Source organism: Thioclava sediminum (genome assembly GCF_002020355.1).
GTDB classification, from domain to species: domain Bacteria; phylum Pseudomonadota; class Alphaproteobacteria; order Rhodobacterales; family Rhodobacteraceae; genus Thioclava; species Thioclava sediminum.
Genome location: NZ_MPZV01000002.1, coordinates 975987 through 999654, shown reverse-complemented (window position 1 = coordinate 999654; position 23668 = coordinate 975987). Strand labels below are relative to the sequence as shown.

General features: G+C 64.8%; 26 protein-coding genes. 11 read left to right on the top strand and 15 right to left on the bottom strand.

The genetic code is table 11. The features are described from left to right. Position 1 precedes the first annotated feature (1 nt). From BMI91_RS12155 to BMI91_RS12145, 3 genes are read left to right on the top strand one after another with little or no spacing between them, the layout of a single operon-like run. A complete protein-coding gene (locus BMI91_RS12155; RefSeq protein WP_078605069.1) occupies positions 2–1327 on the top strand; it encodes an aspartate aminotransferase family protein in 1326 nt (441 codons plus the stop codon). Between the two features lie 24 nt (positions 1328–1351). After that, positions 1352–1600 carry a biotin/lipoyl-containing protein gene (locus BMI91_RS12150; RefSeq protein ID WP_244176617.1) on the top strand — a complete coding sequence of 83 codons (249 nt, stop codon included), beginning with the start codon at positions 1352–1354 and terminating at the stop codon, positions 1598–1600. Beyond that, a complete protein-coding gene (locus BMI91_RS12145) occupies positions 1597–2985 on the top strand; it encodes an acetyl-CoA carboxylase biotin carboxylase subunit (protein ID WP_078605068.1) in 1389 nt (462 codons plus the stop codon). Before BMI91_RS12150 ends, BMI91_RS12145 begins: the two co-directional genes overlap by 4 nt. A gap of 503 nt (positions 2986–3488) precedes the next feature. Here BMI91_RS12145 and BMI91_RS12140 read toward each other — a convergent pair. The 5 genes from BMI91_RS12140 to BMI91_RS12120 form a co-directional block, all read right to left on the bottom strand. Beyond that, a complete protein-coding gene (locus BMI91_RS12140; RefSeq protein ID WP_078605067.1) occupies positions 3489–4793 on the bottom strand; it encodes a TRAP transporter large permease in 1305 nt (434 codons plus the stop codon). Then, on the bottom strand, positions 4790–5305 hold the full coding sequence (locus BMI91_RS12135; protein ID WP_244176616.1) for a TRAP transporter small permease: 516 nt from the start codon (positions 5303–5305) through the stop codon (positions 4790–4792). Before BMI91_RS12135 ends, BMI91_RS12140 begins: the two co-directional genes overlap by 4 nt. Further along, positions 5302–6285, bottom strand: coding sequence for a TRAP transporter substrate-binding protein (locus tag BMI91_RS12130; protein ID WP_078605066.1), 984 nt, complete (start codon positions 6283–6285; stop codon positions 5302–5304). The genes BMI91_RS12135 and BMI91_RS12130 overlap by 4 nt, the downstream gene beginning before the upstream one ends. Positions 6286–6419: 134 nt before the next feature. Continuing rightward, positions 6420–7583 (bottom strand): LysR family transcriptional regulator, encoded by a 1164-nt coding sequence (locus BMI91_RS12125; protein WP_078605065.1) that lies wholly within the window; start codon positions 7581–7583, stop codon positions 6420–6422. Beyond that, positions 7580–8461 carry a DUF1932 domain-containing protein gene (locus tag BMI91_RS12120; RefSeq protein ID WP_208607979.1) on the bottom strand — a complete coding sequence of 294 codons (882 nt, stop codon included), beginning with the start codon at positions 8459–8461 and terminating at the stop codon, positions 7580–7582. The genes BMI91_RS12125 and BMI91_RS12120 overlap by 4 nt, the downstream gene beginning before the upstream one ends. A 156-nt stretch (positions 8462–8617) precedes the next feature. Here BMI91_RS12120 and BMI91_RS12115 point away from each other — a divergent pair, with 156 nt between their 5' ends. The 4 genes from BMI91_RS12115 (at position 8618) to BMI91_RS12100 (ending at position 12231) form a co-directional block, all read left to right on the top strand. Continuing rightward, complete coding sequence (locus BMI91_RS12115; RefSeq protein WP_078605064.1) at positions 8618–9349, top strand: PIG-L deacetylase family protein; 732 nt, start codon at positions 8618–8620, stop codon at positions 9347–9349. A 93-nt stretch (positions 9350–9442) separates the two neighbouring features. Next, positions 9443–10408 carry a VOC family protein gene (locus BMI91_RS12110; protein WP_078605063.1) on the top strand — a complete coding sequence of 322 codons (966 nt, stop codon included), beginning with the start codon at positions 9443–9445 and terminating at the stop codon, positions 10406–10408. A 10-nt stretch (positions 10409–10418) separates the two neighbouring features. Next, a complete protein-coding gene (locus BMI91_RS12105; RefSeq protein WP_078605062.1) occupies positions 10419–11090 on the top strand; it encodes a 4-carboxy-4-hydroxy-2-oxoadipate aldolase/oxaloacetate decarboxylase in 672 nt (223 codons plus the stop codon). 82 nt (positions 11091–11172) lie between these two features. Next, the gene (locus BMI91_RS12100) at positions 11173–12231 is read left to right on the top strand and encodes a 4-oxalomesaconate tautomerase (protein ID WP_078605061.1); all 1059 of its coding nucleotides are present in this window, start codon (positions 11173–11175) and stop codon (positions 12229–12231) included. A gap of 121 nt (positions 12232–12352) precedes the next feature. On the opposite strand, the gene BMI91_RS12095 is transcribed toward BMI91_RS12100, so the two are convergent. The 9 genes from BMI91_RS12095 to BMI91_RS12055 form a co-directional block, all read right to left on the bottom strand. Beyond that, positions 12353–12577, bottom strand: coding sequence for a DUF2798 domain-containing protein (locus BMI91_RS12095; RefSeq protein WP_078605060.1), 225 nt, complete (start codon positions 12575–12577; stop codon positions 12353–12355). A gap of 452 nt (positions 12578–13029) precedes the next feature. Further along, entirely contained in the window at positions 13030–13692 is a 663-nt protein-coding gene (locus tag BMI91_RS12090) for an NnrU family protein (protein WP_078605059.1), read from the bottom strand. After that, a complete protein-coding gene (locus BMI91_RS12085) occupies positions 13689–14888 on the bottom strand; it encodes an NnrS family protein (RefSeq protein WP_078605058.1) in 1200 nt (399 codons plus the stop codon). Before BMI91_RS12085 ends, BMI91_RS12090 begins: the two co-directional genes overlap by 4 nt. Positions 14889–14900: 12 nt before the next feature. Then, positions 14901–15125 carry an NnrT protein gene (locus BMI91_RS12080; protein ID WP_078605057.1) on the bottom strand — a complete coding sequence of 75 codons (225 nt, stop codon included), beginning with the start codon at positions 15123–15125 and terminating at the stop codon, positions 14901–14903. Next, entirely contained in the window at positions 15122–15295 is a 174-nt protein-coding gene (locus tag BMI91_RS12075) for a protein NnrT (RefSeq protein ID WP_078605056.1), read from the bottom strand. Before BMI91_RS12075 ends, BMI91_RS12080 begins: the two co-directional genes overlap by 4 nt. Position 15296: 1 nt before the next feature. After that, on the bottom strand, positions 15297–17201 hold the full coding sequence (locus tag BMI91_RS12070; RefSeq protein WP_078605055.1) for a nitric oxide reductase activation protein NorD: 1905 nt from the start codon (positions 17199–17201) through the stop codon (positions 15297–15299). Positions 17202–17211: 10 nt separating this feature from the next. Then, positions 17212–18015 (bottom strand): CbbQ/NirQ/NorQ/GpvN family protein, encoded by an 804-nt coding sequence (locus BMI91_RS12065; RefSeq protein ID WP_425274939.1) that lies wholly within the window; start codon positions 18013–18015, stop codon positions 17212–17214. Beyond that, positions 18012–19361 carry a cbb3-type cytochrome c oxidase subunit I gene (locus BMI91_RS12060; RefSeq protein WP_078549583.1) on the bottom strand — a complete coding sequence of 450 codons (1350 nt, stop codon included), beginning with the start codon at positions 19359–19361 and terminating at the stop codon, positions 18012–18014. The genes BMI91_RS12065 and BMI91_RS12060 overlap by 4 nt, the downstream gene beginning before the upstream one ends. Positions 19362–19373: 12 nt before the next feature. Continuing rightward, positions 19374–19826: a c-type cytochrome gene (locus BMI91_RS12055; RefSeq protein ID WP_078549580.1), complete on the bottom strand. Its 453-nt coding sequence runs from the start codon at positions 19824–19826 to the stop codon at positions 19374–19376. A 125-nt stretch (positions 19827–19951) separates the two neighbouring features. Between BMI91_RS12055 and BMI91_RS12050 the strand changes: the two genes are divergently transcribed. Next, positions 19952–20218: a DUF1858 domain-containing protein gene (locus BMI91_RS12050; RefSeq protein ID WP_078605053.1), complete on the top strand. Its 267-nt coding sequence runs from the start codon at positions 19952–19954 to the stop codon at positions 20216–20218. On the opposite strand, the gene BMI91_RS12045 is transcribed toward BMI91_RS12050, so the two are convergent. Beyond that, positions 20160–20867, bottom strand: a complete 708-nt coding sequence (locus tag BMI91_RS12045) for a Crp/Fnr family transcriptional regulator (protein ID WP_078605052.1) — start codon at positions 20865–20867, stop codon at positions 20160–20162. The two genes, BMI91_RS12050 and BMI91_RS12045, sit on opposite strands and share 59 nt — an antisense overlap. A 210-nt stretch (positions 20868–21077) precedes the next feature. Here BMI91_RS12045 and BMI91_RS12040 point away from each other — a divergent pair, with 210 nt between their 5' ends. The 3 genes from BMI91_RS12040 to BMI91_RS12030 are packed head-to-tail and all read left to right on the top strand — an operon-like array spanning position 21078 to position 23555. Next, a complete protein-coding gene (locus tag BMI91_RS12040; protein WP_078605051.1) occupies positions 21078–21506 on the top strand; it encodes a pseudoazurin in 429 nt (142 codons plus the stop codon). A gap of 59 nt (positions 21507–21565) precedes the next feature. Then, entirely contained in the window at positions 21566–22789 is a 1224-nt protein-coding gene (nirK, locus tag BMI91_RS12035) for a copper-containing nitrite reductase (RefSeq protein WP_078549572.1), read from the top strand. A gap of 16 nt (positions 22790–22805) precedes the next feature. After that, positions 22806–23555, top strand: coding sequence for a formylglycine-generating enzyme family protein (locus BMI91_RS12030; protein ID WP_078605050.1), 750 nt, complete (start codon positions 22806–22808; stop codon positions 23553–23555). The last annotated feature ends 113 nt before the right edge of the window (positions 23556–23668 follow it).

The window sequence follows — 23668 nt, the reverse complement described above, 5'->3', positions numbered from 1 at the left end:
CATGAATATTGACACCGGCATGGTCAATGCCTTCCAAGAAGGCGCCACGGATCTCGACCCTGAAACGCGCGAGATGATCGAGCGGCGCAAGGCGCTGCTTGGCCCGGCGTATCGTCTCTTCTACGACAAGCCGTTGCATCTCGTGCGCGGCGAGGGGGCCTGGCTCTTCGATCAAGAAGATAACGCTTATCTCGATGCCTATAACAACGTGACCTCCATCGGCCATTGTCATCCCAAGGTGGTCGAGGCGATCGCGACGCAGGCCGGCATCCTCGCGACCAACACCCGCTATATCCACGGCAGTATCCTCGATTATGCCGAACGGCTTCTGAACACGATGCCGGACGAGATCGGGCACATGATGTTCACCTGCACCGGGTCCGATGCCAACGACCTCGCCGTGCGCATCGCGCAGGCCTATACCGGGGGGCTCGGGATCGTCGTGACGGAGACGGCCTATCACGGCATCACCCAGTCGGTATCCGAGTTTTCTCCCTCGCTCGGCGCGAATGTCGACCTTGGTCCGCATGTGCGTACCGTGCCCGCGCCGGATGCCTATCGTCAGGGCGAGGACATGGCGGCGAATTTCGCCGCCGCCGTCGAGGCCGCCTTCGCCGATCTGAAGCGGCACGGCATCAAGCCCGCACTCTTCATCTGCGACGGCATTTTTGCCAGTGACGGGGTCTTTGACGGGCCGCGCGGTTTCCTCAAGGGGGCGGTCGACGCGGCACACGCGGCTGGTGCTGTCTACATCGCCGACGAAGTGCAGTCGGGCTTCGGGCGGACCGGAGACGCGCTCTGGGGCTTCCAGCGTCATGACGTGGTCCCCGACCTTGTCACCATGGGCAAGCCGATGGGCAATGGCTACCCGGTCGCGGGCGTTGCCGTGCGCCCGGAGCTGGTCGAGGAGTTCGGGCGCAAGGCGCGGTATTTCAACACTTTCGGGGGCAACGCGGTCGCGATCGCCGCCGCGACCGCCGTGCTCGACGTGATCGAAGGCGAGGGGCTGACCGAGAACGCGCGCGAGATCGGTGCCTATCTTCAGGACGGGATCCGCGCTCGGGCGGAGGCCCATCCTTGCATCGGCGACGTCCGGGGCGCTGGGCTGTTCCTCGGGGTCGAGATCGTGTCTGACCGCGCCGCCAAGACGCCGGATGCGGCCGCGACGTCGGTCATCGTCAACGGTCTGCGGGAGGAACGTGTGCTGATCTCGGCCTGCTCGAAGACGCATAACGTTCTCAAAATACGCCCGCCGCTCGTCTTCACCCGAGAGAACGCAGACCAGTTCCTGGCCGCCTTCGACCGGGTTCTCGCCCGCATCAAGTAACACGAGACCAACAGGAGGCCCGATATGGCCATCACGCAAATCGAAGCTGCACTTCCGGGGCTCGTCTTTCACCGCCCGTCGCCTGAAGCCGAGCCGTTCAAGGCGCCCGGCGATGCCGTGGCTGTGGGGGATACTCTCGCGCTCGTGGAGGTCATGAAGTCCTTCATTCCGATCGAGGCCGAGGTGGCGGGAACCTTCAAGGGTTACGCAGCGCCCGATGGCGAAAGCATCGAGCCGGGCGATGTGCTGTGCGAGATCGAGGTGTCCGAATGACGTCGCAGGGTTCCGGCATTAAGAAGCTTCTGATCGCGAACCGCGGCGAGATCGCCGTGCGCATCATCCGAGCAGCGCGAGATCTGGGTATTCGAACCGTACAGGTCGTGTCGGAAGCCGACCGCGAGATGCTGGCCGCGCGGATGGCGGACGAAGTGATGGTGATCGGCCCGGTGCAGGCGGCGAAGTCCTATCTCGACATCGACGCGGTCCTGAAAGCGGTGTCGGAGAGCGGTGCGGATGCGGTGCATCCCGGTTACGGCTTCCTCTCCGAGAGCGCCGAGTTCGCCCGCCGCGTAAGCGAGTTGGGCGTGACCTTCTGCGGCCCCGACGCGGCCACGATCGAACGGATGGGCGACAAGGTAAACGCGCGCACGGCCGCCATCGAGGCGGGCGTGCCAGTGGTCCCGGGCAGCGACGGACGTGTCGCCGGTCTCGACGCGGCGGTCGAGGTGGCTGAACGGATCGGCTACCCGGTGATGATCAAGGCTGCCGCTGGCGGTGGCGGGCGCGGTATCCGTATCGCCAATACCCGAGAAGAGCTGATCGCCGCGCTCCCCACGGCGATGAACGAGGCTCGGGCCGGGTTCGGCGATGACGGGGTCTATATCGAGGCCTTCATTCGTAACGCGCGTCATATCGAAGTGCAGATTCTCGGCGACGGCACCCGTGCGGTCCATTTGTTCGAGCGGGAATGCTCTCTCCAACGTCGCCGCCAGAAGGTCTGGGAAGAAGCGCCAGCCGTGGCGCTGCCCGATTCCGTGCGCGCCGATCTTTGCGCAGCTGCGGTGCGCCTGGCCGAGGGCGTTTCCTATCGCGGGGCAGGGACGCTGGAATATCTCTACGACATGGACCGAGAGGCGTTCTATTTCATCGAGATGAATACGCGCATCCAGGTCGAGCACCCGATCACCGAGATGATCACCGGCGTCGATCTCCTGCGCGAGATGCTTCTGATCATGGGCGGCGAGCCGCTGTCGCTCAAGCAAGAGGATATCACCGCGCGGGGGCATGCGATTGAAGTTCGCATCAACGCCGAGAATCCTGACAAGAATTTCTTCCCCGCCCCCGGTGTTCTCGAAACTTTAAAGGTTCCGGGCGGGCCGGGCGTGCGCTTCGACACCGGCGTCTGCGAGGGCGACACGATCCCTCCTTATTACGATTCACTCCTTGGAAAGCTCATCGTCTGGGACCGTACTCGCGACGCCGCCTTGGCGAAGCTGGCAGGCGCGCTCGGCGAACTTCAGATCGGTCCGAAACCGACCACAGCGAGTCTTCATGCCGCCTTGTTGATGGCGCCGGACATCATCTCCGGCTCGGTGTCGACGCTTTGGCTCGAAGACTGGCTGGCGACGCGGGCTGAAGACATTCGCAAGTCCGCCTGACGACCGGGCGGATCGCGGTTCCCGAGGAAGGAACCCTCCGATCGCTCGCGGTGATCGGGGCGCTCTCTTGAGGGTCATTCGCCCGTGCATCCGGCCTTGCACGCGGCGACCTGAAAGCCATCGCCACAAGCCGTATCGTCGGCTTTGAAGATGAGGCGATAATCGGCGCTGCTGAAGCTGCGGGCGCGCGTATCAATTTGCCTCACGTTTCGAAAGTGTCGGACATGGCGCGCACGCCAAGCACTTCAACGCGTTTTGGGAGCAGGTCTCTGAGCTCACCCAGAGTCGATACACAAAACCGCAAATCGACGCGCTATTCCATTTCCGGCGCGTTTGATCTGAACGGACAGCTTCGCATAGCAGACATTGCGGTAAAGCGCAGCGAATTTCCATTTCCCGCCCATCGCCGTCAGAGCGTCGCAGTTGGCCCTTTGCTGTCATTCATGTCCCGCGAGACCGATGTCCGCATTCAATTTTTTCTTTAACGATTGCCGGAAATCGCTTCACCCGAACATCGAGTCCGGGATCAGCGTCGCGATCTGCGGGAAGATGATGATCAGTAGAAGTGCCAGGATCATCGCGAAGAGGAAGGGCAGCACGCCTTTGAAGACGGTGGTCATCGGCACATCCTGCGCGACCCCTTTCACCACGAAGACATTGAGCCCGACCGGCGGGGTGATCATCCCCATCTCGATCACGATCACCGCAACGACGCCGAACCAGATCGGGTCGAAGCCCAACTCCTGGATCACCGGGAAGACGATCGGGATCGTCACCACCAGCATCGACAGCCCGTCGAGAAACATGCCTAGCACCACATAGGCCGCGATGATCATGACGAGCGTCCCATAGGGCCCGAGGCCGAGCCCCACCATCGCATTGCCCAGCGTTTCCGGAATATGCGTGACCGCGAGGAATGGGTTCAGCACATTCGCCCCGATCACGATCATGTAGAGCATCGCCGAGGTCTTTAGCGTCTCCAGCACGGCGGATTTGAACCCCGTCCAGTCGATCGCACGCATCGCAATCGCCAGCAGCAGCACGAGACCCGCGCCGATGGCCGAGGCTTCGACCGGGGTGAAGACGCCTGCGTAGATACCGCCGATCGAGACCGCGATGATCCCCATCAGCGGGCCTGCGCGCCCCAGCAGACGGAACTTCTCGCCTGCGGATACCGGTTCGCCGCGCGGCCCGGCCTTGGGGTTCAGCGTCGCGATCAGCCAGATCGTCCCCATGAACAGCCCCATCAGCAGGAGCCCCGGCAGAATGCCCGCCATGAACAGCCGCCCGATCGATTCCTCGGTCAGGATCGCGTAGAGGACAAAGCCGGTCGAGGGCGGGATCAGGAAGCCCAAAGTGCCGCCTGCCGCGATGGCGCCGGTGGACAGCGCATCGCCGTAGCCCAGACGCTTCATCTCGGGCAGGGCGACCTTGCCGATGGTGACGGCCGTCGCGACCGACGAGCCCGACACAGCGGAGAACACCGCGCAGCCCAGCACCGAGGAGGAGGCGAGCCCACCCTTGAACCGTCCGACCCATGCGAAGGCCGCGTCGTAAAGCGCGCGCGAGAACCCCGCGACCGAGGCGATATTGCCCAGCAGGATGAACATCGGCACGACGATCAGGTTGTAATTGGACACCGTCGAATAGCTCTCGGTCAGCATCACGGCGCCTGCTGCGCGGGTCCCTTCCAGAATCCACAGCCCGAAATAGCCCACCAGCAGCATGGCAAAGGCGACGGGCGTGCGCAGGATCATCAGCGCGAAGAGCGCGCCGATCCCGGTCAAACCGGCTTCCAGAGGCGTCATGGACGGCCCTTTCCGATAGCGATGATGAGGAATTGCACGGCAAGCACGATCACGCAGAGAGACATGCCGGCGGCGATGAAGGCGTAGAACGGCCAGAGCGGAATGCCGAGCATGTTGGTGGTGTCACCGAATTCGCGCGCATCGAGCATCTTCAGCCACGCCCGCTGCACCAGCACGCTCAGCACCCAGGCCGACAGCGCGCGCGACATCAGGTCACCGAGAAAGCGGCCCCAGCGGCCGATCACCCCGTCGAGAACGTCGACACGGACATGGCCCTCATAGGAGGTGCAATAGGGCAGAGCGAGCATCACCACGCCCACCGAGGCCAGCTGCACCACCTCGTTGATCCCGAGGATCGGCATGGCGAGCGCATAGCGCGTGAAGACCCCGACAAAGACCAACCCCAGCACCAGCATCAGGAACATCCCCGACAGCGTCGCCAGCAGGAGGTTGGCCCGGTTGAACCATATCAACCAGGCCGGGAGCTTCGTATGTTCGGAAGCGGCGCTCACTTGTCCGCCTTCAGCGTATCGACGATTTTCTGTGCGTCGCCGCCGGTCTTTTCGACGACGTCGGAGACGATACCGGCCGAGAGCTCGTCAAAGGCTTTGGCCTCATCCGCACTCAGCTCGATCACTTCTTTGCCCTCGGTATTCTTGAAGCCCTCGATGCCCTTCTGCGCAACGGCAAGCTGGCTTTGCTGACCGTGCATCGCGGCATCCTTGCCGACGGCATCGATCGCGGCCTTGTCTTCGTCGGAGAGCGAGGCGTAGGCGTCACGGTTCATCAGGATGAAGAAGGGCGAGTTCGTCGTCTTCATGCCCATCGTGATGTAATTGGCGACTTCGCCCAGCTTGAAGGCGTTGATGCCGGTGCCGTCGATCATCGCGCCGTCGATCACGCCGGTCTGCATCGCGTTGTAGATCTCAGAGACCGGCATCGAAACCGGCGTGCCGCCCCAGGCTTCGACCAGCAGGCCGGTGTTGCGCGAGGGCACGCGGATCTTCATTCCCTTGAGGTCGTCGGGGCTGTGCACGGCCTTGTCGCGGGTGAACAGCAGGTTCTCCGCGCTCGACCACAGCGCCACCAGATGGGTGCGGCGATATTCGGAGCTGAAGAGATCGAGATGCTTTTCGAGATCCGCAGTACCGCTCTGCTCGTCCAACACGCCCGGAAGCTCCGCCAGCAGCGTGAGCGGGAATTGCGACGCGGTATAGCCCGGCAGGGACACCGCGAATTCGGCGACGCCATCGACCACACGGCTATATTGCTCGACCGGACCCGCGCCCAGCTCGCCGCCATTGTAGAGCTTCACCGTGACGTCGCCATCGGTCTTGGCCGCAACCTCATCCGCGAAGGGCTGGAAGGTCGAGCCGACATAGGGATGCCCCGCCGGCATGAAGTTGGCGAATTTCATTTCCTCGGCCGATGCGCTGCCTGCAACGAGTGCTGCACCCAGGGCCAAAGCCGCGACTTTGCTGCGAATGGTCATAATTTCCTCCCGGTGGATGGACGTGGCGAGGCTCTCCTCCGCCCGTCACGTTTCATGCCTCTTCCATCGCGCGAGCGGGCCGGCATGACCAATAGAAACGATCCGATCAGGCATAAGGGGAGGCTATAGCCGCCTCAGGTGGAGCGCACCGCCATCAGCATCTGCGCCTGCGCGGGCGTGGGCTCCCACCCGTCGCGAAGTGTGAGCCCTATGGGGCGGCGGGTGCCGCTGAAGTTGTCGGTAAGGACTTCGACGAGCCCGCGTTCGATCTCGCCCTCGGCTTGCGCGCGCGAGACGCAAGCGAGGTGGCGGCCATCCTGCACCATCTCGCGCATCAGGATCACCGAGCCGGTCTCGATCAGCCCGCGCGGAAGGTTCACCCCGGCATCGGAAAAGAAGGCTTCGAACTGTGCGCGGGTCGGCGTGCCTTCGCGGGTCACGAGCCAGGGCCAATTGGCGAGTTCGTCCGCCGCGGGAAGCGGTTGGCCGAGAAGCGGATGATCGCGTCCCGCCAGGACGACCAGCGTGTCGTCGAAGAGCTTTTCCTGCACGACATCCCCGATCGGGGCCGGATCGCGCAGCGCGCCGATCAGGAAGTCGATCTCGCCGCGGCGCAGACCGCCGAGCAGTTCGTCATAGCTGCCTTCGAGCACCTTCACCGCCATGTTGGGGCGCATCTTTCGGAAGGCCACGATGGCCTTCGGCAGGACATGACTGCGCGAAAGCGGCATGGCCCCGATCACGATCTGGCCGACCTCGCGTCCACTCAAATCTCCCAGTTCCGCGCGGGCCTGCTCCAGTTCGACAAAGGCCAGCCGCGCGATGCGCGCAAGATTGGCGCAGCCGCGCGTCGGCACGATCCCGAAGGGGCTGCGCTGAAACAGCGCGCGTCCCGCTTCTTTCTCGAGCTGGGTGATCGCGCGATGGACGGTGGGTTGGGAGACGCCCAAGCGTCGCGCGGCGAGCGAGAAGTTCTGCGCCTCCGCCGCCGCGATGAGCGCCTGCAATTGCGCGCGGGTCGCGGTGAGCTTCAGACGCGGCGCGAACTCGGTCAGTTGCGTATCGAGCGCGTCGAGCGCGCGCGAGGTCCGGTGGCGTAGCACCTCGCCCGCCTCGGTTGCGAACAGCCCGTGCGTCGTGCGGGTGAAGAGCGCGGTGCCCGCTTCCGCCTCGAGCTTGGCGATGGCCTGCGTGACGGCGGGCTGCGAGACGTGACAGAGCTCCGCCGCGCGGGTGATCGAGCCGCCTTCCGCAACCGCGAGGAACACCCGAAGGTGGCGAAGGTTGGCGTCGATCATAGTCGCTCCAAGATCTCCCGCGCGCGGGTATCGAGGTCACCGTCGCGCCCTTTCAATCCCATCCCACCGATCCGATCATGCCATTCGGATACTGCCGCGGTCAGGTTTGAGGGTAAGCCCAAACCATCAAGTGTGCGCACCACTTCGCGCATCTCCGCCGCGCGGCGAATGCCATGCTCCATCATCCGCTCGAGGTTATAGGCGGCGCGGCTGTCCCAGCTCATTTCAGGGTTGGATGCCATGAGCGACCCAAGAACTTCCGCGTCGACACCCGCCTTACGTGCGGCGAGAAGGCACTCCGCCGTCAGCGCCTCCAACCCCTTGATCATCACCGAGCGGATCATCTTGATCGACGACGCGGAGCCGACCTGTTCGCCGATCCATCGCGCTTCCATGTCGAGCCTGTCGAGCCAGGAAATCGCTTCTGTGGCACCCGGTCCAGAGAGCAAAAGCGGTGTGCGATGCAGCTTCGGATGAACAGGCGACATGACCGCGACATCGACATAGAGGCCGCCGGCCTCGGCAATCACCTCCGCCGCCGCGCGCTTGCTTTCGGGCGCGCAGGAATTGCAGTCGAGCCAAAGCGCCCCGTTCGGCAGGTGGGGGGCGCATTCCCGCGCCGCCGTCACCGCCTGATCCGCCGTGACGAGGCAAAACACCGCTTTCGCATGGGTCAACGCCTCTGCCCGGTTCGCCGCCGGATGCAGGCCGAGCGCCGTGGCGGCCTCCTGGATCGGTGCGGCGGTCTCGGGCGTATCGAGCTTGAGGTCATAGCAGGTTGCACGCGCGCAGGTTTCGCGCCCCCAACCCGTGGCGAAGGCGCGCCCCGCCTCGCCGAAGCCGATCACCGCGATTTCCTGCATCGAATTTTCCTTCATGCGCAAAGCCCTCCCTGCTTGGGGGATATCTCGCGCAAACGGGTCCGAATTCAAAGTCAGTATAGCCTTAGCTTATACCCGGGCAAGGCTTTCCAATTTGCGATTTTCGCGCCGTCGCGCCTTATCACGGGCCAACGCATTTCTCGAGAGGTTCCCATGTCGGAGAAGAAAACCGCCCTCGTCATTTCCGCCCATGCCGCCGATTTCGTCTGGCGCTGCGGCGGTGCAATCGCGCTGCATTCCGAGATGGGCTACGAGGTGACGGTCGCCTGCCTCTCCTTTGGTGAGCGCGGCGAGAGCGCGCGGCTCTGGAAGGAAGGTAAATCGCTTCAGGAGGTCAAGGACATCCGCCACGCGGAGGCCGATGCCGCGGCCAAGGCGCTTGGCGTGCACGAGTTGGTGAGTTTCGATCTGGGCGACTATCCCCTGCATTTGAGCCAGGACGACAAAATGAAGCTGGTGGACGTGATCCGGAAGGTTCAGCCGCGTTTCATGCTGAGCCATTCGCAATACGACCCCTATAACACCGACCACATGTATACGACGCGGATCGCGCTCGAGGCGCGGATGATCGCGCAGGCCTGGGGGCACAATCCGGGCGAGAAGGTGCTCGGCGCGCCGCAGCTTTACCTGTTTGAGCCGCACCAGACCGAGCAGATGGGCTGGAAGCCCGACACCTTCCTCGACATCACCCCCGTCTGGGACAAGAAGCGCGCCGCGATGGAATGCATGAACGGGCAGGTCCACCTGTGGGAGTATTACACCCGGGTCGCCCAGCAGCGCGCGAACCACTTCAAGCGGAATTCCGGCGGCCAGTCGGGCGGGCGCGATTGCAAATATGCCGAAGGGTTCCAGTCGATCTTCCCGCGCCCGGTCGACGAGTTGTGAGGTTTTTGCCCCGGCCCGGGCACATGGGCCGACACGGTATCAATGCCACGCGCTGCCAATGCCTTGCCGGGCAGGCGTGAGAGGAGGAAAACGATGAGCCAACCGCAGGAACCCTGTTACGACATCGCCCATCTGGGTCATGTCGAGATGCTGACCGACAAGTTCGAGGCGAGCCTCGATTTCTTCACCCGGGTTTACGGGCTGACCGTCTCGGGTCAGGACGAGACCTCGGCCTATCTGCGGGCATGGGACGATTACGAGTTCGCCACCCTCAAACTCACCCGCTCCGACACGACCGGCGTCGGCCATATCGGCTATCGCGCCAGTTCGCAGGCCGCGCTGGAACGCCGTGTCGCCGCGATCGAGGGGTCTGATTTCAAGGTGATCGGCTGGAACGACGGCGATCTGAGCCACGGACGCGCTTTCCGCTTCGGAGCCCCGTTCGGCCATGTCTTCGAGATCTATTTCGACACGGTGAAATACCAGCATGGCGAAGCAGACAAGCCCGCGCTGAAGAACAACGCTTCGCGCTTCCACCATACCGGCGCGGCCCCTCGCAGACTCGATCACCTGAACCTGCTGTCCGAGGACGTGACCGAATTCCGGCGCTTCATGGAGACCTGTCTCGGCTCGCGCGTGACCGAGATGATCCAACTCGACAACGGGCGACTGGGCGGCTGCTGGTTCACCGTGAACAACAAGGGTTACGACCTCGCCTGCACCGAGGAGCATGGCGGCGGTAAGGGCCGATTCCACCATGTCACCTACGCCGCCGATCAGCGCGAGGACATCCTGCGCGCCGCCGACATCTTCCTCGAGAACGGCGTCCATATCGAGACCGGCCCGCATAAGCACGCGATCCAGAACACGTTCTTCCTCTATGTCTGGGAGCCCGCCGGGAACCGTGTCGAGATCGCAAATGCCGGCGCGCGGCTGATCCTCGATCCTGACTGGGAGCCAATCGTCTGGACCGAAGCCGACCGCAAGAAGGGGCAGGCCTGGGGCCTCAAGACGATCGAGACCTTCCACACCCACGGCACCCCGCCGGTCAAGAAATAAGGAGAGGCGAATGCCCGTTGTTGTTCAGAACATCGCCCGCGCCGATCAGGCGGTCATCGACGCGCTCGGCGAGGCTGGCGTGGCTACCGTTCACGAAGCGCAGGGCCGCATCGGCTGCTTGCACAGCTACATGCGCCCGATCTATCCGGGCGCGCGCATCGCGGGCTCGGCAGTCACCATCTCCGCACCGCCGGGTGACAATTGGATGATCCATGTCGCGATCGAGCAGTTGCAGGCAGGCGATGTGCTGGTGCTGGCACCGACCTCGCCCTGCGATAACGGCTATTTCGGCGATCTTCTGGCCTCTTCGGCGCAAGCGCGCGGCTGTCGCGGGCTGATCATCGACGGTGGCGTGCGAGACGTGCGCGATCTCAAGGAAATGGATTTCCCGGTCTGGTCGAAGGCGATCTCCGCGCAAGGCACCGTCAAGGAGACGCTCGGATCGGTCAACGTCCCGATCGTCTGCGCCGGACAAACGATCGAGGCAGGCGATATCGTCGTGGCCGATGATGATGGCGTCTGCGTCGTCAAACGTGTCGATGCCGACGTCGTCCTTGCCGCAACGCAAAAGCGTCTCGACGCGGAAGAGGCCAAGCGCAAGCGTCTTGCGGCGGGCGAGCTCGGGCTCGACATTTACGACATGCGCCCGCGGCTCGAGGCGAAGGGGCTGAAATACGTCTGAGCGGGGCCGGGGGCGCTGCCCCCTCTTCGCGTTCCGCGAATTCACCCCCGGGATATTTGGACCAAGTCGAAGGGAGACCGATATGAGCGACGAGGGTATTCCCTGCCTGTGGATGCGGGGCGGCACGTCGAAAGGCGCGTATTTCCTCGCCGCCGATCTGCCTTCTGATCCTGCGGCCCGCGACGATCTCTTGCTGCGGATCATGGGCTCTCCCGATCCCAACCAGATCGACGGGATCGGCGGTGCCGATCCGCTGACCTCGAAGGTTGCGGTGCTCTCACCGTCCACGCGCAACGATGCCGATGTCGATTACCTTTTCCTGCAGGTCTTTGTCGATCGTGCGCTGGTGTCGGATGCTCAGGCCTGCGGCAACATCCTCGCCGGGGTCGGGCCGGCGGCGATAGAGCGCGGATTGGTTGCGGCGACAGAGGGCGAGACGCAGGTGCGCATCCACATGGTGAACACCGGAGAAGTGGCGGTCGCGACGATCCAGACGCCGGTCGGTCGCGTGCGCTACGAAGGTGATGCGGCGATCGACGGCGTGCCCGGCACGGCCGCTCCAGTGCCGCTGATGTTCGAAGGGCTCGCGGGCTCGATGTGCGGTGCGCTGCTGCCGACGGGGCGCACATGTGACACGGTGCGGGGCATCGACTGCACGCTGATTGATAACGGAATGCCCGTCGTGGTGATGCGCGCCTCCGATTTCGGTCTGACGGGCGAGGAAAGCCGCGACGAGATCGAGGCTATGGAAGAGGTTAAAGTGCGGATCGAGGCGATCCGCCGAGAAGTTGGCCCGATGATGAACCTTGGTGATGTCACCGAGAAATCCGTGCCGAAGATGACGCTGGTTTCGACTCCCCGAAAAGGAGGCGCGATTTCGACCCGCAGCCTCATCCCGCATCGCGTCCACGCGACGATCGGGGTTTTCGCGGCCGTGTCGGTCGCGACCGCTTGCACGTTGGAGGGCTCGTCCGCGGCGGAGCTCGCAATATTGCCTGCCGGTGGCAGCTTCAGAATCGAACACCCTACAGGCGCGGCAGAGGTTTTGATTGCACAGGATGAGACCGGACGCGTTACCAATGCAGGCACATTGCGCACGGCGCGCAAGTTGATGGACGGTTGGGTCTTTCCGAGGTTTTAGCCGCACAAACTTTTACGCGCATAAGTGCGCCGAAATCTTGGTTTGGTCTGAATGATCTCTGAACAGTGGCCGAGTTTCATGCACCGACGCCAAAACCCCGGTGCATGTTCTTAGCTTGAGGCTAGGCTCTCTCTGTCGTCGCACGGTTTGCCAACGCGAAGGCCAAAGGGGTGGTGACTTGCGTGAAGATGAAGGCGATTGGCCACGCGATGAGCGCCTGCCGCGGCCAGTTCGCGAGCCATTCCGCAGTCGGCCCAATGGCGATGAGGGACATGGTGCCAGACATCAGGAAAGCCATCATGAAGGTAATCAGTAATTGCGCAAGAATGAGAGTCTTTCGTTTCATTTCCGTCTTTTCCAAGTTGTGGTCGGACGGGGCAGACGCGACTCCCCCGACACCGACCAATGATAGGTCGATGCCGCGGGTTCGCAGACTGGTGCGACTGGATCTCTGTTTGACAGAGGGCCGGAATAACCACACCGGCCTCGAAATCTTCTCGGCTCATGTGAGATATTACTGCAGATCACGCCCCGCAAGCCCAGCGAGAGTTCTTCTCGAAGCGATCATTACTCTTTATGAATCTGATCCAAGACTTTGCTGCGTTCTGGAATACGCCGACAGACTCTCGGCCAGCGCGCAACGCGTATCGGCTGGCCGCTCCTATAGTTTGACTATCAGCTGACAGCCCGAACCGGACGGCAGTGCCAAGCGCAACGAATGTCCGCTTCCCGTCATGGAAACTGATGGGGCGTGTCAGCCTTCACGGTCATCCTCGAGGCTTTCGAAACGCGCGCCCGCTACACCAAGGCGACACCAGCGAAATACTCATGCAGATGCAGCAGCGCCAAGTAGGCCACGAGGCCAAGCGCCGCACGCCCGAGATCGGCCAGCGTGAGGCCCGCGAAGGGGGACGCCGCTTTCGTCCGGCGCAGCGTTTGGGTCCAGACCTCCGGCCCCATCTCCCGGCGTCGCTTGCGGTCGATCAGGCGCATGCCAAGCAGCGCGAAACCTCCGAGCGCCCCGAACAGCAGCACATGCGCCAGATCGCCGTTCGGCAGAAGGTGCAGTCCGGCCCAGCTCGCGAGGCCCAGCAGCATCGGGTGGCGATGCTGCCGAACGATGCCGGGGCGCTTGGGGTCGAACTCCTTGCGACGACTGCCGCCGAAGGAGAACGGGTTCGGGTGGCCGAGCGCGACGGCAAACCAGATGCAAACCAGCGCCATCCCGGCCCGCGTCGCCTCAATCGCCCAAAGGGTGGGCGGCCAGAGGTAGATCGGGTCCGGCCATGCGGCGGCGCGGATCAGGATCAGCAGCATCGCCGTCGACAGAAGCGAATAGCCAAGGGTGAAACCGGACGCGCCGAGCGCCGCCACCAGCCGCGCCTTCACTGTCGGGCGCGTCGGGATCGAATGGGTCGCGAGGAAGGCCGCGAAGACTCCGCCATATGCCAGCCACATCATTGCGCCCTCCGTCTGGGTTGCCACAGCACCGGAGCATAGAGGATCGCGAAGCCGAGGAAAGCAGCGCACCACGCCGCGCCCGAGACCGAATATAGCGCGCTCAGGCCGAGCCAGCCCGCGAGGAGCCGCGCGACCATTGCGACGAAGAGGGCGGCATAGACCGCGACGGTTCCGGGGCTGGCCTCCAACGGGCGGCCTGTATGGCCGAGCGAGGCACGGCTCATCACCGCCAGCGTCATCCCGCCAAGCGCGCCCGCCGTCCACAGATGCAGCGCGGTCGCGGGGGTGAGGGCGGCGGGGAACAGGATCGCGACCCCAAGCGCCAGCGCCCCGAGCGGCAGGCAGACATAGGCCAGATGCAGCACGAACAGGATCGGCGCGCGCAGCGTCAGCCCGCCTTTCCAGCGCCAGAGCCGCACGAGATGCAGCAGCCCGGTCGCGAGCAGTAGCGCCGCGGTCAGCTGCGCTTCGGGCAAGGTGACCCAAGCCAGCAGCGCCGCACCCGCAGCGACCATGGCGATCTTGTCGAAGCGTTGCATCGGCGGGGCAGGGCGCGCGGGGTGGTTCTCCTTGACCAGCCAGTTGCGCGTGAAGGAGGGGATGATCCGCCCCCCGATCAGCGCGACCATCATCAGCACCGCGGCAAGGCCGAGCCGCATCCCAAGCCCGTCGGCGGCATAGCCACCGCGGGCGGCTTCGATCAGGAACAGAAGGTCCGCGAGGGTGAAGACGCTCAGCAATCCCAGCACTGGCAAATTGCGCCAGTTCTCCCCTGCCACGATCTCACGCAGCACGACGCCTCCAAGCGCGAGCGGGAAGGCGAGATCGAAGCTCGCGACCAGTGCGAAAGGCAGATGCGCCGAGGCCAGCAACCCCAGCCGCCCGAGCCCCCAGAGCGTGACGAGGCCGAGGAGCGGCCAACCCACGACCGGCAGTCGTCCGGTCCAGTTCGGCACCGCCGTCAGCAGAAAGCCCGCGATCGCCGCGCCGAGATAGCCGAAGAGGAAGGCATGGGCGTGCCAACTGACCGGGTCGAGCCGCGTCGGCAGCTCGATCAGCCCAGTCAGTGCCGGCACCCAAAGCGCCATCGCCAGCGCGGCCCAGACGGCGCCGAAGAAGAAGAACGGGCGAAAGCCGCCCGACAGCAGCGCCGGGCCCTGCCAGCGGCGCATCTGTTCTGCGGAAGATAGGGCCATGATCGGCTCCTTTCAGCTTTCGGCGGCGTCCATCAGCCGCCGGATGTGACATGCGAAAGCGTAGGTCGCGGGCACGGCGACCACCGCGCCCAGACCCAGCGAGACGACCGGGGTCGCGACCGGCAGCCCGACCCACGATCCGATGAGCGAGGCGAAGAACACGTTGACCGCGAAGGCGCCCCAGCCGAACGGGTAGAGCAGCAGCGCGATCCGGGCGGGGGGCCAGCGCGCGCTCATCGCCGGGCGACCACCCGCGCCACCACTGCCAGCGCCGCGATAAGCGCCAGCGCCGCCAGCGCGAACCAGAACTCGGTGGTGGCCGATTGCGCCTGCGGGATCGGGCGATCGAAGCTCGCCGCCTGTGCGGCGGCCGGGGCGAGGGCGAGAAGAAGGGTCAGTTTGCGCATTTCAGGTCTCCTGTGTGAGCGAGCGGTAAATGTCGGGCAGGGCGCGCAGCAGCCTCTCGGGCCGGGGCAGCAGCGTGAAGCCGCCGCGCCCGAAGATGCGCGCGAACCAGTCCTGCCCGTCCTCGTCGATGATAACGCCGTGCAGGCTCTGGCCCGCGCGACGGGCCTCGCGTACGGCCATATGGCTGTCCTCGATGCCGTGCTGGCCTTCGTAATGGTCCAGATCGTTGGGCTTGCCATCGGTCAGCACGATCAGCAGTTTGCGGCTGGCGCTCTCCTGCGCGAGCTGCGCCGAGACGTGGCGGATCGCGGTGCCGAGCCGCGTGTAATGGCCCGGGCGCAGCGCCGCGATATTGGCGTGGATCGGCGGCGCCATCGGGGCGTCGAAGCCTTTCACCCGCGTCAGGAAGACCCGGTCGCGGCGGAGCGAGGAAAATCCCCAGATCGCGAAACGGTCGCCCGCCGCATCCAGCCCCTCGGCCAGCGCGGACATCGCCTCGCGCGCGATGTCGATCACGCAGCTTTCGCCGATCGCGGCCTCGGTGGAGCGCGAGGTGTCGATCAGAAAGGCCACGGCGAGGTCGCGTTCGACCTTGCGCAGGCTCTGCCAGATCCGGTCGCTGCCCCGCCCGGTCGCGGCGAGATCGGCGCGGGTGGCGATGACGGCGTCGAGATCCAGCTCGGTCCCGTCGATCTGGCGCGGGCGCAGGATGCGGCGCGGTTGCAGCGCCTCGAACTGGCGGCGCACGGCGCGGATATAGCGCGGATCGGCGCGGAAGGTTTGCTTGGCCTCGGGCCGGGCGGGCGCGTCGAGCACCCGGCAATGGCCCTCCATATAGGCGCGGTTGCGGTGGTTCCATTCGGGGTAGACATGCTCGCCCGCCAGCGCCTCGTGCTCCGCCTCGGCGGGCGAGAGGTCGAGATGCAGCCGCAGCCGCGTCGCAGCCTTGCGGTCGTGGCGGGTCAGGGTGATCTGGTCCTGATCCTCGGCGGCCTTGGCGGCGTTGTCCTCGTCATCATCGTCGACCGAGCGATTGACGTTGAGCGCCTCGACCCAGGACAGGATCGACTCGAAGCGGTGGATGATGAAGCTGTCGCGGCGGCGCGCCTGATCGAGATCGCGGCGCTCGCCATGCTTGCGCTGCGTGCTGGCCAGCGCGGTCGGGGCGGGGGCGGGGGCGTCGGCCTCTTCCGAGGCGGCGCTGCGGCCCGCGGTGTTGGGGGCGAAGCGCAGCCAGATCGGCACCGGGGCGAGCGGCATGTAACCGCGTGCGCCCTCCGCAGTCTCGGGCAGCGGGGCGCGGTTGCCATCGGCGGAGAGTTGGTCGCAGAGCGCGGCTTCCAGCGCGGCCTCGGCCGCCGGGCGCGACAACCTGCGCCGACCTGCGAGGGTGAGCGCCGCCATCTCGCGGTAGGGCGCGCGCAGTCCGATGCAGCGGCGATAGGCCAAATCGCAGGCTCGCGCATTGGCGCTGATCTGCGCGCAATCCATCGCCGGGCCGTCGGCCTCGTCGGGCAGCTCGGGCATCGCGTCGCGGCTGAGGGCCGCCAGCGCCGTCAGCCAGAAATAGGCGGCACGGTTGAGATCGGGCCGGGGGAAGACATCCATCACCGGCGGCAGGCGCAGCCGCGCACCGTCGAAACGCGCGACGCGCTCGGTCTCGCGCCCGGCGCCGAGGCGGCGCCGGACGGGTTGGCGGTGACGGACCGGCGTGACCGGGGCCTCGACGATCTCGACATCCGCGCCGCCTCCAAGCGCGCGCAGCAGGAGCGCGAGCGAGGGGCGCAGCGCGGCCAGTTCGACCGCGGCGTCGGGATGGCGATCGTCCTGCCCGATATCCTTGGCCAGATCGTGCCAGATCTCGCCTACGGTTTCCTCGGGCTCCATCAGGTCCATCAGTCTCATGGCGTGCTCCTCAGCCGTAGACCGTGGCGATCAGATCGCGCAGCGCCTGCTGCACGTCCGGCTCGTCGCTGAGCGCCTGAACCACGGCGGTCTCCAGCGCTTCCTCGATCGCAATGCCCGCGCCGATCAGCCGCGCGGCATAGACCAGAAGCCGGGTCGAGACGCCTTCCTCCAGATCCATGCCCGAGAGCTTGCGGATATGCCCGGCGAGGCGCACCAGCGGCACCACCTGCGGGACCGGCAAGCCGGTCTCGGCGGTGATCACGCGGGTCTCCGCCTCGGGTTCGGGGAAGTCGAAGGCGATCGACAGGAACCGCTGCCGGGTCGAGGGTTTGAGCCGCTTGAGCACGCTCTGGTAGCCCGGGTTGTAGGAGGCCACGAGCATGAACCCCTCGGGGGCCACCAGTTCCTCGCCGGTGCGGTCGATGATCAGGCGGCGGCGCGAGTCGGTGAGCGGGTGCAGCACCACGGTCACGTCCTTGCGCGCCTCCACCACCTCGTCGAGATAGCAGATCGCGCCTTCGCGCACGGCGCGGGTGAGCGGCCCGTCGACCCATTCGGTCTCGCCGCCCTTCAGCAGGTAGCGCCCGATCAGGTCCGCCGCCGAGAGGTCGTCATGGCAAGCGACGGTGTAGACCGGCTTGTTCAGCCGCGCCGCCATATGCTCGACGAAGCGGGTTTTGCCGCAGCCGGTCGGCCCCTTCAGAAGAAGGGGCAAACCGTTGTCATGGGCGCGCTCGAACAGGGCGCATTCGCGACCGGTGGGGTGGTAGTAGGGGATGCGGTCGTTGGTCATGTCGAGGGACATCGTCATTCTCCTGCCACGGGGGTTGCGGGACCGGGTGCGATGACTTCACGCCGACGCACCACGACGAGGGAGTAGATGAACAGAAGCGCCCCGAGCACGACCGCCGCCCCTGCGCCGAAGCGCATCAGGTAGAAGATCGACAGGCTGTCTTGCACATCCATGTAGTAGTCGCCCACAACCCGCTGCATGTGGGTCTGGATCGTGCCTGCGAAGGTCAGCACGAAGGTCATGAAGGCCATGCCCCCGGTCATCAGCCAGAACGCCCCCATGTTGAGCACTTGGTTGTAGGGATCGCGCCCGCGCAGCATCGGCATCGCATAGGTGAAGACCGCGAGGTTGAGCGCGACATAGGCCCCGTAGAAGGCGAGGTGGCCGTGCGCGGCGGTGATCTGCGTGCCGTGGGAGTAGAAGTTCACCCCGTGAAGCGTGTGCAGGAAGCCCCAGACGCCTGCGCCGAAGAAGGCCACGGTCGATGAGCCCAGCGACCACAGGAGTGCTGCCTTGTTGGGGTGGTTCTTGCGGCCCTTCCAGACCATCACGAAGGCGAAGGACATCATCAGGAAGAACGGGATTACCTCGAAGGTCGAGAAGATCGAGCCCACCCATTGCCAGTAGCCCGGCGTGCCGATCCAGTAGAAGTGGTGCCCGGTGCCGAGGATGCCGGAGAAGAGCGCGGTGGCGACGATGACATAGAGCCATTTCTCGACCACCTCGCGGTCGACGCCGGTCAGCTTGAGCATCAGGAAGCCGAGGATCGCGGCCATCACCAGCTCCCAGGTCGCCTCGACCCAGAGGTGGACGACCATCCACCAATACATCTTGTCGAGCGACAGGTTGTCGGGGTTGATGAAGGCGAAGATCCACAGCAGGCACAGCAGCCACAGACCCATCAGCAGCACATTGGTGATCGCGGTCTTGCGGCCCGCCAGCACCGTCAGCGAGATGTTGATCAGGAAGATCACGGCGGCGACGAGGATGCCGAACTTCACCCAGAGGGGCTGTTCGAGGAATTCGCGCCCGCCATGGATACCGACGAGATAGGAGCCGACCGCGCCCAGCGTCCCGATCATCAGGATCGCGAGTTGCAGATAGGCGAGCTTGACCGAAAAGATCTCGCGCTCGCTTTCCTCAGGCACGAGGAAATAGGCCGCACCGAAGAAGCCCAGCAGCAGCCAGACGATCAGCGCATTGGTGTGAATCATCCGGATCACGTTGAAGGGCAGGATCTCGGAGAGCGTGTTGGGCGAGACATAGATCCAGCCGGCCAGAAGACCGCCCAGAACCTGTACGCCGAACAGCAGCATCGCGCAGTAGAAATAGGCTTTCGCCACGGATTGGGATTGGTATTTCATCGGTGTCTCTCCTCAGCCCGCATCATTGGGCGGCCAGCCCTGCGTGTCGGTGTGATCGGCCCAGCGGAGGAATTCCGCGAGCGCACGCATGTCCTCTTCGTTGATGTCGAAATGCGGCATCTGGCGGCGGCCCTCGATTCCGGAGGGCTGCGCCGCGATCCAGGCGTCGAGCGTCTCGTAGGCGCCCTGCGGATCGTCGGCGACGCCCCAGCGGGTCATCACGTTGCCGACCTCGGGCGCGAAATAGGCGCCCTCGCCATGCAGGGTGTGGCAGTTGATGCAGGAATTGCGTTCCCAGACGCCTTTGCCGCGTGCGATCTGTTCGGTCAGCGGCGCGGAGGCGGTCGAGTGGTTCACGATATAGAAGTGGCTCTGCGCGGTCAGTGCGATGAACACCAGCACGAAGAAAATGGATCCTCCGTAAAAGATGTTTCGCGCCCGCGACTTGGTCAGGATTTCAGCCATTTGGGCCTCCCTTGGGGGTCAGTCGATGGCCCGAGGGATAGCGGCGTTCGCAGTTGGGAAGTTTGCGCCAGCACAACGTTTGACTGGATTGCCGGGATTAGCTTGGTCGGCAGAGAGGTCCCGCCATGTCAAAAGCCAGCTGGAAAAACCCCGATGCCACGCTCGACGCGCTGATGCGCGATTGGCCTGCCACGATCGAGGTATTCATGCGTCACAAGATGCTCTGTGTGGGCTGCCTCGTGAACCCGTTCCACACGATCGACGATGCCTGCACCGAGTATCGGCTGGATCTCGACGACTTCATCGCCGAGCTGGACGCGGCTATTGCGGCATCTATCGAGACGGGGGCGCCTCGCCCCGGCAAATCAGCACCAGGCGGTGCGGATCGGTGACGGTGATCCGCTTGCGACGGCTCGCGACCACTCCCTGCTTTTCCCACGCGCTCAATAGCCGCGAGACCGTGTGCAGCGTCGTCGCGGTCATCTCCGAAAGATCTTGCCGGGTGATCGGGAAGTCGATCTCGATCCCGGCCTCCACCTTGCGCCCGGTCTGATTGATCAGGCGCAGGAGCGAATTGGCCACCCGCTGCTCGACCTGCTGGGTCGCCATCTCGACGATGCGGTTGTTCATCTCGCCGAGGCGCTGGCCGACGGTCTTGTAGGTCTCAGAGGCGAAGCCATCATATTGCGCCACGAACTGATCCCAGAGCCGCATCGGCCAGCCCAGCACGATCGCCTCCGAGGCGGTGACGGACGTCGCGGGGTAGGTTGTGCGCCCGATCGCCTGCGCGATCCCGAAGAGCTGCCCCGAGGGGATATGCAGCGCGATCACCTGCTCGCCCGTGGGCGTGATCCGCATCACCCGGATATAGCCGTCGAGCAGCATGTAGAACCGCTCGGCCGGAGCGCCTTCCTCGAAGACCGCCACGCCCTCGTCGAAGCGGCGCACGCTGGCGAGGTCGAGAATCTCGCGGATCTGCCGTTTCTCCAGACGGGAGAAAGGCGGCATCGGCGTCAGCAGACTCTCGTCGAGCCTGGGCATCGTCTTGCGGGGAGTAGGCGCGCTCATGTCCTCTCTAAACACAGGCCTCGCGGCGCGTTCAATATCAAACGTCACGCGGTCGCGAGCGCGCCGTCAAAAATTCTCGCGACGTTGTGAGAAAGCGCCGAGAAGTTTGCGCCAGAACAAAAAGCCGCGCGCCGAACCTCGTTAGACAGGGGGCAATCCAAGGATCCACGAAAGGACGAAAAGATGATCCGCACCCTGATTTCCGCCCTCGCGATGACCGCTCTTCTGAGCGGCGCGGCGAGCGCCGAGACCCACGAAGTCCATATGCTCAACAAGGGCGAAAAGGGCGTGATGGTCTTCGAACCCGCCCTCGTGAAAGCCGCTCCCGGCGATACGATCCGCTTCATCCCGACCGACAAGGGGCACAACGCCGAAAGCATCGACGGGATGATCCCGGACGGGGCCGAGGGCTTCGCCGGCAAGGTCAACAAAGAGGTCGAAGTGACGCTCGACACCGAAGGGCTCTACGCCGTGCGCTGCAAGCCGCATTACGCGATGGGCATGGTGATGGTGATCGCGGTGGGCGACGCAACCACCCCCGACAATTTCTTCGAAGGCCGCGTGCCGAAGAAAGCCAAGGAACGCTTTGAAGAGGAATTGGGCGCGCTGTGAGCGCCCGCGGCAGGAAACGCGCGACATCTTCCTGCTACGTTTAACCAGTGGAGGCTAAAATGCCGAAATATGTCAATCCAGCTCTCGTGAAAACCAACCGCCGCAACGTGCTGCGCGGCTCTCTTCTGGCAGGCGCCGCGGCGATGACCGCGGGGGCCGGGATGGCCGGAACCGCGTCCAAACGTATGGCACCCCATGTCGCGCCGCGCCCTGCCGCGCCGAAATTCATCCTCGCCGAAGCCGAGGCTCAGGTGGCCGCGCCCAAGGTGGACCTGTCTGGCTATACCCGCGTCCGGCAGGAGCTGGTCGCTCCGCCCTTCGCGCCCAAGCACGAGCAGGTCGCGACCGGTGGCCCGAAGATCGTCGAGATCCGGATGGAGACCCGCGAGGTCCTGCTGACGGTGGACGAGGATACCGGCGCCAGCATCTGGGCGCTGACCTATAACGGCTCGGTCCCGGGCCCGCTGATCATCGTGCACCAAGACGACTATGTCGAACTGACCCTGAGCAACCCCGCCGCGTCGCAGATGGAGCACAATATCGACTTCCACGCCTCCTCGGGCGCTCTGGGCGGCGGTGGCCTGACCCATGTCTATCCCGGCGAGGAAACGGTGCTGCGCTTCAAAGCGACGCGGCCGGGCGTGTTCACCTATCACTGCGCGCCGGGCGGAGCGATGATCCCCTACCACGTCACCCACGGCATGAACGGCACGCTGATGGTGCTGCCGCGTGACGGGCTCAAGGATGCCGAGGGCAACCCACTGCGCTACGACACGATCGCCTATATCGGCGAGCAGGACTTCTATCTGCCGATGGACGAGAACGGCGATTACAAGACTTACGAGGTCGCCGGCGAGGACTTCGCCGACAGCGTCGAGGCGATGCGGACGCTCACGCCGACCCACTCCGTGTTCAACGGCTCCGTCGGGGCGCTGACGGGCGAGAACGCCTTCAAGGCCAAGGTCGGCGACACGGTTCTGATGGTCCACAATCAGGCCAACCGCGACAGCCGTCCGCACCTGATCGGCGGTCATGGCGACCATGTCTGGGAGAACGGCAAATTCGCCAATCCCCCGCAGAAGGATCAGGAGACCTGGTTCATCCGCGGCGGCAGCGCGGGGGCCGCGATGTATACCTTCCTGCAGCCGGGCGTCTACGCCTATGTCAACCACAACCTGATCGAGGCGGCCCTGCTGGGTGCCACGGCCCACTTCGTGGTGGACGGCGCATGGGACAACGCCCTGATGGAGCAGGTGACGCCGCCCCATGTGGTGGAAACCTGAGCCAGGGAGACCGGAGATGATCGCCAAGCTCGCCTCTCTCGCGCCCCGTCTTTCCCTTCGGAAGGTGCTTGCGGCGGGGGCGGCGATCATCGCCCTCGGGGCCGCGTGGGGTTTCCTGCGCGGCCCCGATCTCGACTACGTGCCGCAGATGGCCGAGCGAGCGGTGACGCTGCCCGACGGCCATACGATCTACGTTCAGAAATACGAAGTGACAGTCGCGGAGTGGAACCGGTGCCAAGCGGACGGCGCCTGCGAGCTTGCCTTGCGCGCTCCGCCCGCCAGCGAGGCGGCGGCGACGCCAGCCACCGGGCTGAGCCATGTCGATGTCGAGCAGTATCTCGGCTGGATCAATCGCAAGGCGCGCCACGACTTCCGGCTGCCGACGATTGCCGAATGGCAGTACATGGCCAAGGATGTCCTGCCCGAGAAGGAAGATCCGATCTTCACCGATCCCGACCTGACATGGGCGTCGACCTACCTGACCACGGGTCTCGCGCCGCGCAGGCTCTCGCCGCGAGGCAGCTTCTCCACCAGCGCCGAGGGGATCGTGGATCTCGACGGCTCGGTCTGGGAATGGACGCAGGACTGTTATGGTGGGGAGGGCGGCGGCCCCGTCGATCCGAAGAAATGCGCGGCCTTCTTCGCAGGTGGCGAGCATGTCGCAGCGATCCCGTTCCTCGTCCGCGACCCCGCGCGCGGCGGCTGCGCTGTCGGAAGCCCGCCCGCGCATCTGGGCCTGCGTCTGGTCAGTGAAACCCGGATATGATGAGTGTCGGCGACAGTTCTGCGGAGCCTGGCCGTATGGCCGTTCCCAGTTGGCCAAAGTCGACACTCGCTCTCCAGTCGATTTCGCATGCCTGGACCTTGGGCCCTCGCGCA

Bases quoted from the DNA above. Each gene is read 5' to 3' on its own strand.
- BMI91_RS12065 (WP_425274939.1), bottom strand. From the start codon at position 18,015: ATGACGATGTCCCTCGACATGACCAACGACCGCATCCCCTACTACCAC.
- BMI91_RS12040 (WP_078605051.1), top strand. From the start codon at position 21,078: ATGATCCGCACCCTGATTTCCGCCCTCGCGATGACCGCTCTTCTGAGC.
- BMI91_RS12085 (WP_078605058.1), bottom strand. From the start codon at position 14,888: ATGGCCCTATCTTCCGCAGAACAGATGCGCCGCTGGCAGGGCCCGGCG.
- BMI91_RS12030 (WP_078605050.1), top strand. From the start codon at position 22,806: ATGATCGCCAAGCTCGCCTCTCTCGCGCCCCGTCTTTCCCTTCGGAAG.
- BMI91_RS12060 (WP_078549583.1), bottom strand. From the start codon at position 19,361: ATGAAATACCAATCCCAATCCGTGGCGAAAGCCTATTTCTACTGCGCG.
- BMI91_RS12120 (WP_208607979.1), bottom strand. From the start codon at position 8,461: ATGAAGGAAAATTCGATGCAGGAAATCGCGGTGATCGGCTTCGGCGAG.
- BMI91_RS12155 (WP_078605069.1), top strand. From the start codon at position 2: ATGAATATTGACACCGGCATGGTCAATGCCTTCCAAGAAGGCGCCACG.
- BMI91_RS12090 (WP_078605059.1), bottom strand. From the start codon at position 13,692: ATGATGTGGCTGGCATATGGCGGAGTCTTCGCGGCCTTCCTCGCGACC.
- BMI91_RS12095 (WP_078605060.1), bottom strand. From the start codon at position 12,577: ATGAAACGAAAGACTCTCATTCTTGCGCAATTACTGATTACCTTCATG.
- BMI91_RS12075 (WP_078605056.1), bottom strand. From the start codon at position 15,295: ATGCGCAAACTGACCCTTCTTCTCGCCCTCGCCCCGGCCGCCGCACAG.
- BMI91_RS12050 (WP_078605053.1), top strand. From the start codon at position 19,952: ATGTCAAAAGCCAGCTGGAAAAACCCCGATGCCACGCTCGACGCGCTG.
- BMI91_RS12125 (WP_078605065.1), bottom strand. From the start codon at position 7,583: ATGATCGACGCCAACCTTCGCCACCTTCGGGTGTTCCTCGCGGTTGCG.
- BMI91_RS12140 (WP_078605067.1), bottom strand. From the start codon at position 4,793: ATGACGCCTCTGGAAGCCGGTTTGACCGGGATCGGCGCGCTCTTCGCG.
- BMI91_RS12045 (WP_078605052.1), bottom strand. From the start codon at position 20,867: ATGCCCAGGCTCGACGAGAGTCTGCTGACGCCGATGCCGCCTTTCTCC.
- BMI91_RS12115 (WP_078605064.1), top strand. From the start codon at position 8,618: ATGTCGGAGAAGAAAACCGCCCTCGTCATTTCCGCCCATGCCGCCGAT.
- BMI91_RS12110 (WP_078605063.1), top strand. From the start codon at position 9,443: ATGAGCCAACCGCAGGAACCCTGTTACGACATCGCCCATCTGGGTCAT.
- BMI91_RS12080 (WP_078605057.1), bottom strand. From the start codon at position 15,125: ATGAGCGCGCGCTGGCCCCCCGCCCGGATCGCGCTGCTGCTCTACCCG.
- BMI91_RS12145 (WP_078605068.1), top strand. From the start codon at position 1,597: ATGACGTCGCAGGGTTCCGGCATTAAGAAGCTTCTGATCGCGAACCGC.
- nirK (WP_078549572.1), top strand. From the start codon at position 21,566: ATGCCGAAATATGTCAATCCAGCTCTCGTGAAAACCAACCGCCGCAAC.
- BMI91_RS12070 (WP_078605055.1), bottom strand. From the start codon at position 17,201: ATGAGACTGATGGACCTGATGGAGCCCGAGGAAACCGTAGGCGAGATC.
- BMI91_RS12150 (WP_244176617.1), top strand. From the start codon at position 1,352: ATGGCCATCACGCAAATCGAAGCTGCACTTCCGGGGCTCGTCTTTCAC.
- BMI91_RS12130 (WP_078605066.1), bottom strand. From the start codon at position 6,285: ATGACCATTCGCAGCAAAGTCGCGGCTTTGGCCCTGGGTGCAGCACTC.
- BMI91_RS12100 (WP_078605061.1), top strand. From the start codon at position 11,173: ATGAGCGACGAGGGTATTCCCTGCCTGTGGATGCGGGGCGGCACGTCG.
- BMI91_RS12055 (WP_078549580.1), bottom strand. From the start codon at position 19,826: ATGGCTGAAATCCTGACCAAGTCGCGGGCGCGAAACATCTTTTACGGA.
- BMI91_RS12105 (WP_078605062.1), top strand. From the start codon at position 10,419: ATGCCCGTTGTTGTTCAGAACATCGCCCGCGCCGATCAGGCGGTCATC.